Here is a 7971-nt window from a genome sequence, read left to right on the forward strand (position 1 = left end):
TTTCAAGTTCTTACTTGCCATGATTGCATGCTCTCCTCTATATTCCTAGCAGGATACCAATAAATAATAAGAACATGGCAAAAGTAGCCCTTTATCTGGCCGGTGGTGGAGCGCGTGGCGCTTATCAGGCCGGAGTGATTAAAGCGATTGCAGAAATCCTTAATGTAAGAGAATTGCCTTTCGCGATAGTGAGCGGCGTTAGCGTTGGCAGCATCAATGCAGCAGTGCTGGCAGAGAATGCGCAAAACTTTCTCGAAGCAGCCGAGAAGCTGGAAGAACTGTGGAGTAACATTTATTGTCAGCAGATTTTTAATGCCAGTAATTATGCGCTGAGCAAATCCGTTTTTCGCAATGTCAGTAACCTGGTAATCAAACAAAGACAATCTGGTCATCTGTTGGATACCAGCCCTTTGCGGGAGTTTATCAGCAGTAATATTAATTTTACGACTCTCAAAGAAAACATCCTTAATAATCATTTGGGTACGATGGAGGTAATTACTTATTGTTACGATGCCCAGCAAACGATTTCCTTTTACCAGACTCATGCGGATGGATTTGAAGACTGGCATTATCCGCGCCATATCAGTGAACCCGCAACGCTTGAGATGGAGCATATTTTGGCCTCGAGCGCGTTGCCTCTGTTTTTTCCAACCACTCGTATCGATAATTACCATTATGGCGATGGCAGTATGGGGCTGGTTTCGCCCTTACGCGGTGCGATTCGTTTCAAGGCAGAGAAAATATTGATATTGGGAACTCGCCAATTGCCTGTTTTCCATCATGAAAAATTACACAATGGCGAAATTGGTTTCGCCAGGATTCTGGGTAGTATGCTGAATGGGCTGTTTTTGGATAACCTGGACCGTGATATAGAGATGGTTAATCGAATGAATGAGATTTCCAAACTGCTGTCTCTGTGGAAAAAAAGGAATGCACCTTGGCGGGGGGTGCAAACCCTCCATTTGCGACCGAGCACTGATATTGGTGCCATTGCACAGGCTCAATATAATACAATGCCTTCTTTACTGCGCTTAATGTTAAATATGTTAGGGGCTAAAAGCCATTCAGGAGACTTGCTAAGCTTTTTGTTATTTGAAAGCCCCTTTACTCGCGAACTGTGGAAAATGGGCTATGAGGATACCTTTGCTTCAAGAGAAATTGTGCTGGAGTTTTTTGAGGATTGAGCACTCCGGTCATTGAATTTTCTTAGACGCCGCGCAGTATCTGCAGTACCGGTTGCGTATCAGGCCTGACTCCATGCCAAATGGAAAAGGCTTCCGCGGCTTGCTCAACGAGCATACCTAAACCATCGATTGCCCGACAGTCTTTGGACTTAGCCAGGGAAACAAAGGAAGTATCCGCTTGTTTTTGGTATGACAAATCATAGCAAAAGGGCTTTGCTGACCATAAAGTATCGGGAAGGGGTATTGCTTTTTGCAATGTACTGCTTGAAGTGGCGTTGATAACGAGATCAAACGAAGTCTGCAAAGCCCCCCATTGAACAGGATTAATATCCGGAAAGTCACTGGCTATTGTTTTAAGCCGCTCGGAACTGCGGTTATAGACTGCCAGCTGCTTTACTCCTTGCTCAAGCAAGGGATAAATAATGCCGCGTGCTGCCCCGCCAGCTCCCAGAATCAGAACGTTCAGTTTGTCTAAAACAAGATGACGTTTTAAATCATTGATTAAACCGACGCCATCGGTATTATCGGCATGCAGCTTGTTTTCTTTTTCCCATAATGTATTGGCCGATCGTGCTTTTTTGCAGCGCTCGGTGCTTATTTCAGCCAGTTGAAAAGCAAGCTCTTTAAATGGCAGGGTGATATTCAGGCCAGTCCCATTTTGCATGAAAAAATCAGAGATCTGCTGTGCGAAATGTTGCTCATCGCCCAGTAGCCGATGATATTCCAGATTTATTCCGAATTGTGCTGCGAATGATTGGTGAATATTCGGTGAGAGGCTATGGGTGATGGGGTTGCCAATGACGGCGAACTGCAAGGGAGTCACTGCTTTTCCTTTTAAACAGCAGCCTGGGATTAATACTCAGGCTGCTACACATTGAACTCAGGCTGTTTTTCCAGCCTTGGTTTGGGCAACCAGATAATCCAGGATTTTGAACAAACGTTCTTCGCTTTTTGCCATTTGCAGATCGATTTTATATTGGCCATTCACGATCAATGCCGGTACCGCGTTAACCCGGTATTTAGCCATTAAGCCATTGCTTTCGCCTACTTTCATATCGATTGTGGTTGAATGCGTGAATGCGCTTTCGGCAATATCCTTATCGACGCCTTGAGAAATAAAGAAGTTTATCATTGCTTCGTTAGAATTTAAGGGGGTTTTATCAATTTGAATTGTCTTGAATAAAACCGGATTGAGCTTGTCGCCTAAACCCAGCAGATGGCTTGCGTAGTAGGCTTTGGCATAAAATCCCCAATCGGGTTTGAAGACTACGGGAACCCGGTTAAATTTGATCGTGTTACCTTGCTGTGCCACCCATTTTTCAAGATTAGGTTCGAGGCGATAGCACCAGGGGCAGCCGTAGCTAAAAAATTCAGTAACTTTGACCTGGTTGCTGCTTTTCGGGGAGGCGGATTCAAGTACTTCAAAGTCTTTTCCAGCGGTAAAATCTTCTGCAAAGCCCATGATCGGGAATAACAGAATTGATAATAAAAGCGCTTTTAACATAATAAGTTCTCGCATTTAATCAAATTAAGAAGCAATGGCTGCTATTGTACTCTGAAATAGGCCAATGCACCAATTGCAAATAAATCAGGTTCTTAGTGCAGCCCTTGAATGTAATAAGCCACCGCCTCCATATCCTCATCGCTCATACGCTTACTGATATCCTGCATGATGTGGTTAATATCATTGCTGCGTTTTTTATTTTTAAAGGCTTGCAGTTGCGCAATGGTATAGGCAGCATGCTGTCCTGATAAAAGAGGAAAGCCGGCTTGCCCATTACCTGTTCCGCGTGGACCATGGCAAGCGATGCAGGCGGTGATGTGCTTATCGAAATCTCCGCCTCGATAAAGTTCTTCTCCGCGTTTTACAAAGCGTTTAGGCACTTTGCCATGCGCTACCGGTTGTTTCGCATAATAAGCGGATAGAAGCTCCATGTCCTGTGGGGTCAAAGTAGCGGCGATGCCGGTCATGCTGGCATCGGCGCGGGTTTTGCCAGCCTTGTAATCCTGCAGCTGCTTCAATAAATAATCGACATGTTGTCCGCCAAGATTCGGCCATAGCGGATTGTTGCTGCTGCCATTTTCCCCATGACAGGCAGAGCATAAACTGATTTTTTCTGGCCGATTCTGCACAGCTTCGGATTCCGGAGCTGCAAAACCAGTGGAGAAAGCCAACAGCATCGCAGCAAGGATTATTTTTTTCATATCGCACCAAAGACTAGTATTCTGATTTTTAAAAGTTCACTGTATCAATTTATCGAGCAATGAACTTAAATTCCCTATCGCATAGGATAATGTTACACTGCCTCGGCAAAAATCCCAAAATGAAATTCACAAGATGATAAAGAATCCCTATCAGCAGGCCGTTTTTTTGAAAAGCGCCGCAAAAGTCAATCAGTTGCCCGACGATGAAGGTTACGAGGTAGCGTTCGCTGGCCGCTCCAATGCAGGCAAATCCAGTGCCCTCAATTGTTTAACCGGCATCAGACAACTGGCGAGAACCAGTAAAACCCCGGGACGAACCCAGCTGATTAATTTGTTCAGTCTGGATGAAGAGCGTCGCTTAGTCGATTTGCCGGGCTATGGTTTTGCCAAAGTGGACTTAAAGACTAAACAGGACTGGCAGAAAAATCTGGCGCATTATCTCGAGGTTCGTCAATGCCTGAAAGGCTTGATATTGTTAATGGATTGCCGGCATCCCCTGAAAGAACTCGATCAGATGATGATTAACTGGTCGCTGGATCGGGAACTCCCGGTGCATATCTTGCTGACCAAATCGGATAAAATCAGTAAAAGCGAAGCCAGAAACACCTTGCTGAGAGTAAAAAAACAATATGATTTAATGCCTGACCTGATCACGGCCCAGACTTTTTCCAGCCTTAAGAAAGAAGGGGTAGAGGAGTTGATTAAACAATTAAATCAATGGTATGGTCTTGACCGATCCTAAGAACGAGTCTTTTTAACCCCCTCTCTCTAACTCTCACTGCCATTAAGCGAAGGAATTTTGTCATTCCCGCGAAAGGCGGGAATCTATTTCTCAGTTGGCATTATAGCTAGCTCAGAGATGGATCCCCGCCTTTCGCGGGGATGACAGTTCAATATACAATTGAGCTTAACTTGATGGCAGGATAAGTATTCTTTTAACTGCATCTAAAACCAATATCCTCTTCACTGTCTTCCAGGCAAGGAGGAATGTCCAGATCACTGGCGGCAAACGAATGATTATAAAACAAAAAGGATGCAGGATCCTTTAAGAAGAAACAACTATTCCCCTGCTTGCATTTGCTAATCAAGGCACTCAAGGAAGAACCGCTTTTGGGAAGGTTATCTTTATCAAGGGAATGCGCTTCCAATACGCATCGCAAATTTTGGAGGAAACCTGGAAGTTTGTCAGCATCAGCGTGATGACTGGCCGGGAGGCTGGTCAGGAACTGAAGGCAGTTTATTGCCCAGGTGACTGATTTCTTCTTGTCAGAATAAAGTCCTTGCAGAGCATAATGAGCCACCTGGCATAGAGCCAATGGGTATCCCTCTTGTGCCGCCTTTTGAACCTGCAAGCCAGCCTTATCGCCCAAATATTTATATTGTGCCTGCAAATGGGCAAGTCTGAAATGTTCTTCTGCGCTTTGTGCTTTAGTGGCCAGTTGATCAAACATACTGATGAGTTCTGACTGCGCTTCAGCTGATGCACCATCCAGTTTAAACTGCTGCTCAACACGCTTAGCAAGCTCTGCGAATGCTTCAGAGGTTTTAGAAGATAGATTAATAATATCCAGGCTGAGTTGCTTTCTCACTTCCTGGGGAGCAGGGGTTCGAGTAGATGCTGGCCGCACCCGAGTTGAGACTTTGGGTATAATTACAGGGCGAGGAGGCTCTGCTATTTTTTTCGAGGGAGAGTAGACCGGATTGTATAGGGTAATGAGCTCTCCGTTAACCTCCTTCGGCCAGAGTGATTCCGGTTTTGTTCTGTCATGAGTATTACGCGGTGTTCGTGTACCGTATCTGACCATTGGTGTCAGGGATATGATGTTAATTTTTGAAAATGGGGTATCTTTGGCAATGAAATGGAAGCCCTCTTTGCCAAAACAGACTGATTCTTTTTCCTTAGACAAAAAGCGTTCATCCAAGGTGGCCTCGATTATCATGTAGTACATCGTGATAGCATTCTGATTGACAATCTTATCTGCTTCACTCGGGTCCAGACCCACCTGACGCCTGGCCAATGAGAAATATCGTGATAATACACCGGCAAGGTCTTCCAGGCTTAATACGGCTGCCAGTTCTTCTTTTGAATAACTTACATAGTCTGTTTTAAGTCCAATGGACTCATTCGATTGGCTTTCAGAGAGATTGTGTAGTGGCACAGGGATATAAACTTTACGCGATCTTGTTGTTTGAGGAGGAAAAAAAGAAGATAACATATTCTGCTTCTATCAATTCAACTTGGCTGCATTTTATACTTTCTGACCATCCTTTGCAAATACAAATAATTGTGCCTGTATCATTACTAATTGAATAAATTTTCACCGTAATCGATTGTGCTTGTCTACTATTAAACATATGGGCCTGGCATTGTGAAAGCGCATGAATAATTTTCTCAGAAACAAAATGCATACTATTCGTATCCCCAGTGGCAATGCCTGTCTGGATGGCCTTTTATTCATACCGGAATCGGCAAAAAGTATTGTGCTCTTTGCCCACGGGAGCGGAAGCAGTCGCTTAAGCAGTCGCAACCATTTTGTTGCGCGCGCTCTGAACAATATGGGGCATGCGACGTTGCTTTTTGATCTCCTGACGCCAAAAGAAGAAGCAATCGATAGTTTTACCCGTGAAATCCGCTTCAATATTTCCCTGCTTGCTTCGCGTTTGATTGATGCCAAACACTGGTGTCAGCAGACTTTGGATCCCATGCCTTCTGGTATCGGTTATTTCGGTGCCAGCACTGGTGCGGGTGCTGCGATCGAGGCGGCTGTTCGCGATCCCGATCAGGTCAAAGCCATTGTTTCCAGAGGAGGACGGCCTGATTTGGCTTTAGCTTATTTAGAGGATTTAAAAGCGCCCACTCTTTTAATCGTGGGCGGTTATGATAGTACGGTGATTAAGTTTAACCAGGATGCCAAAATGAAAATGAATTCCCATGCTGAGCTGCAAATTATTGCCGGTGCGAATCATTTATTCGAGGAATCAGGCAAGCTTGAAGAAGTATCGCATTTGGCTAATAGCTGGTTCAATGATTATCTTCTGTAAATTGATCTGATAGTATTGAAAAAATATGATCACCAAGGATAAAATGTATGCAATTTTTTAAATCCTGAGTGAAGAATGATTTCAAGTTTATTTAGGCCTGTCCCTGTAAAGCCTCTCCCTGCTGAAGAGGAGGGGCTGATGGAGAAGGCAATCGACGAGCTTCCTGAGAATAATGTCCTATTTTTTTCTAATCTGGTCAGGCGCCTCGATGCACTCTGCAAGCAGGAGCCAGCGGATGAAATGCGTAACAAACTGGCGACACTCCTTACCAGACTTGGTGAAAAAGCCAGAACCGCGGATACATACTATATGCTTGCCGATCTGCAAAAAGGCTACCCTTTTTTGGGTAAAGGCGATGGACAGTATTTACAGACAGCCGCTGAACTTGGGCATCCCCTGGCTTTGCGTCAGGTGGCGGGTTATGCATTGCTGGGATATTATGCTAATCCATCTCAAGCGGTATCCTGGGCAATCCACTGTTTAAAATTTCTGCTGACGCTTCCAGCCCAGGAACTCAAGACTCCGCTGATTGCAAGCTTTCTTATTGAAGATGTACTACGTACCCTCGAACGTCATAGTTTGGATCCAAATCGTATGCAAGCACTCAGCAAGGCAGAGTTGAATGAGCTAATTGTGCAATTTTCTGAGCATTTGATCGGGAAGCCTGCAAATGAGAAAAGTCAGTTCACGTTGACCCAGTCTGCATCTGCCCTATTTTATAGCGGTGCCTATGTTAAGCCCGAGGAAATGCCCCCGCCGCTGGAAGAGTTTGATGATGCTGAAGAGCATGAGTCTGATCTGCACAAAACCAAGCTAGGCATGTAAAGATCAGATAATGACCAAGGGCCGCTTGTATATTAGGCTGCCATCCCCGGGAAGGGGTTGGCGCGCTTGAATGATCAAAATAAGAGAGTGTTCATCAAACTGTGTCACGTCATCTCGAACGCAGTGAGAGATCTCCGAATGCGGGCACAAACCAGGATTTGGGAGATCTCTCACTGCGTTCGAGATGACGGCGTGCCTGTGAGTAATGACATAATTTCAGGGTCGCTGCCATTAGTTAAGCTCCATTTTATATTGAGGCTGCCATCCCCGCGAAGGCGTTGGCGCGCGTGAATGACCAAAATAAGAGAGTGTTCATCTAACTGTATCACGTCATCTCGAACGCAGTGAGAGATCTGCGGATGCGGGCACAAACCAGGATTTGGGAGATCTCTCACTGCGTTCGAGATGACGGCGTGCCTGTGAGTAATGACATAATTTCAGGGTCGCTGCCATTAGTTAAGCTCCATTTTATATTGAGGCTGCCATCCCCGCGAAGGCGTTGGCGCGCGTGAATGACCAAAATAAGAGAGTGTTCATCTAACTGTATCACGTCATCTCGAACGCAGTGAGAGATCTGCGGATGTGGGCACAAACCAGGATTTGGAAGATCTCTCACTGCGTTCGAGATGACGGCGTGCCTGTGAGTAATGACATAATTTCTGGGTCGCTGCCATTAGTTAAGCTCCATTGTATATTGAGGCTGCCATCCCCGCGA

At 45.2% G+C, this 7971-nt stretch carries 8 protein-coding genes; 4 read left to right on the forward strand and 4 right to left on the reverse strand.

The genetic code is table 11. The features are described 5' to 3' along the window. Positions 1–74 precede the first annotated feature (74 nt). Positions 75–1184 (forward strand): patatin-like phospholipase family protein, encoded by a 1110-nt coding sequence (locus E1O89_RS07405; protein WP_133139609.1) that lies wholly within the window; start codon positions 75–77, stop codon positions 1182–1184. 22 nt (positions 1185–1206) lie between these two features. Here the strand turns inward: E1O89_RS07405 and aroE are convergent, their stop codons facing one another. The 3 genes from aroE to E1O89_RS07420 all read right to left on the reverse strand — a co-directional run bounded on the left by aroE (position 1207) and on the right by E1O89_RS07420 (position 3389). Then, the gene (aroE, locus tag E1O89_RS07410; RefSeq protein WP_262337453.1) at positions 1207–2007 is read right to left on the reverse strand and encodes a shikimate dehydrogenase; all 801 of its coding nucleotides are present in this window, start codon (positions 2005–2007) and stop codon (positions 1207–1209) included. A 57-nt stretch (positions 2008–2064) separates the two neighbouring features. Then, the gene (locus E1O89_RS07415) at positions 2065–2688 is read right to left on the reverse strand and encodes a thiol:disulfide interchange protein DsbA/DsbL (RefSeq protein ID WP_133139610.1); all 624 of its coding nucleotides are present in this window, start codon (positions 2686–2688) and stop codon (positions 2065–2067) included. A 92-nt stretch (positions 2689–2780) separates the two neighbouring features. Further along, positions 2781–3389, reverse strand: coding sequence for a c-type cytochrome (locus E1O89_RS07420; RefSeq protein WP_133139611.1), 609 nt, complete (start codon positions 3387–3389; stop codon positions 2781–2783). A 133-nt stretch (positions 3390–3522) separates the two neighbouring features. On the opposite strand from E1O89_RS07420, the gene yihA reads away from it, so the two are divergent. Next, positions 3523–4131: a ribosome biogenesis GTP-binding protein YihA/YsxC gene (yihA, locus tag E1O89_RS07425; protein WP_133139612.1), complete on the forward strand. Its 609-nt coding sequence runs from the start codon at positions 3523–3525 to the stop codon at positions 4129–4131. 193 nt (positions 4132–4324) lie between these two features. Here the strand turns inward: yihA and E1O89_RS07430 are convergent, their stop codons facing one another. Next, complete coding sequence (locus E1O89_RS07430) at positions 4325–5548, reverse strand: hypothetical protein (protein WP_133139613.1); 1224 nt, start codon at positions 5546–5548, stop codon at positions 4325–4327. Between the two features lie 220 nt (positions 5549–5768). Between E1O89_RS07430 and E1O89_RS07435 the strand changes: the two genes are divergently transcribed. Together E1O89_RS07435 and E1O89_RS07440 are read left to right on the forward strand one after the other, a co-directional pair. Beyond that, positions 5769–6431, forward strand: coding sequence for a dienelactone hydrolase family protein (locus E1O89_RS07435; RefSeq protein ID WP_133139614.1), 663 nt, complete (start codon positions 5769–5771; stop codon positions 6429–6431). A 138-nt stretch (positions 6432–6569) separates the two neighbouring features. Further along, on the forward strand, positions 6570–7256 hold the full coding sequence (locus tag E1O89_RS07440; RefSeq protein WP_133139615.1) for a hypothetical protein: 687 nt from the start codon (positions 6570–6572) through the stop codon (positions 7254–7256). Positions 7257–7971: the final 715 nt, after the last annotated feature.

Source organism: Legionella genomosp. 1, assembly GCF_900640215.1.
Classification (GTDB): domain Bacteria; phylum Pseudomonadota; class Gammaproteobacteria; order Legionellales; family Legionellaceae; genus Legionella_C; species Legionella_C quinlivanii_A.

Coding starts and splice junctions, on each gene's coding strand:
- E1O89_RS07440 (WP_133139615.1), top strand. CDS start 6,570: ATGGAGAAGGCAATCGACGAGCTTCCTGAGAATAATGTCCTATTTTTT.
- yihA (WP_133139612.1), top strand. CDS start 3,523: ATGATAAAGAATCCCTATCAGCAGGCCGTTTTTTTGAAAAGCGCCGCA.
- E1O89_RS07415 (WP_133139610.1), bottom strand. CDS start 2,688: ATGTTAAAAGCGCTTTTATTATCAATTCTGTTATTCCCGATCATGGGC.
- E1O89_RS07435 (WP_133139614.1), top strand. CDS start 5,769: ATGAATAATTTTCTCAGAAACAAAATGCATACTATTCGTATCCCCAGT.
- E1O89_RS07405 (WP_133139609.1), top strand. CDS start 75: ATGGCAAAAGTAGCCCTTTATCTGGCCGGTGGTGGAGCGCGTGGCGCT.
- E1O89_RS07420 (WP_133139611.1), bottom strand. CDS start 3,389: ATGAAAAAAATAATCCTTGCTGCGATGCTGTTGGCTTTCTCCACTGGT.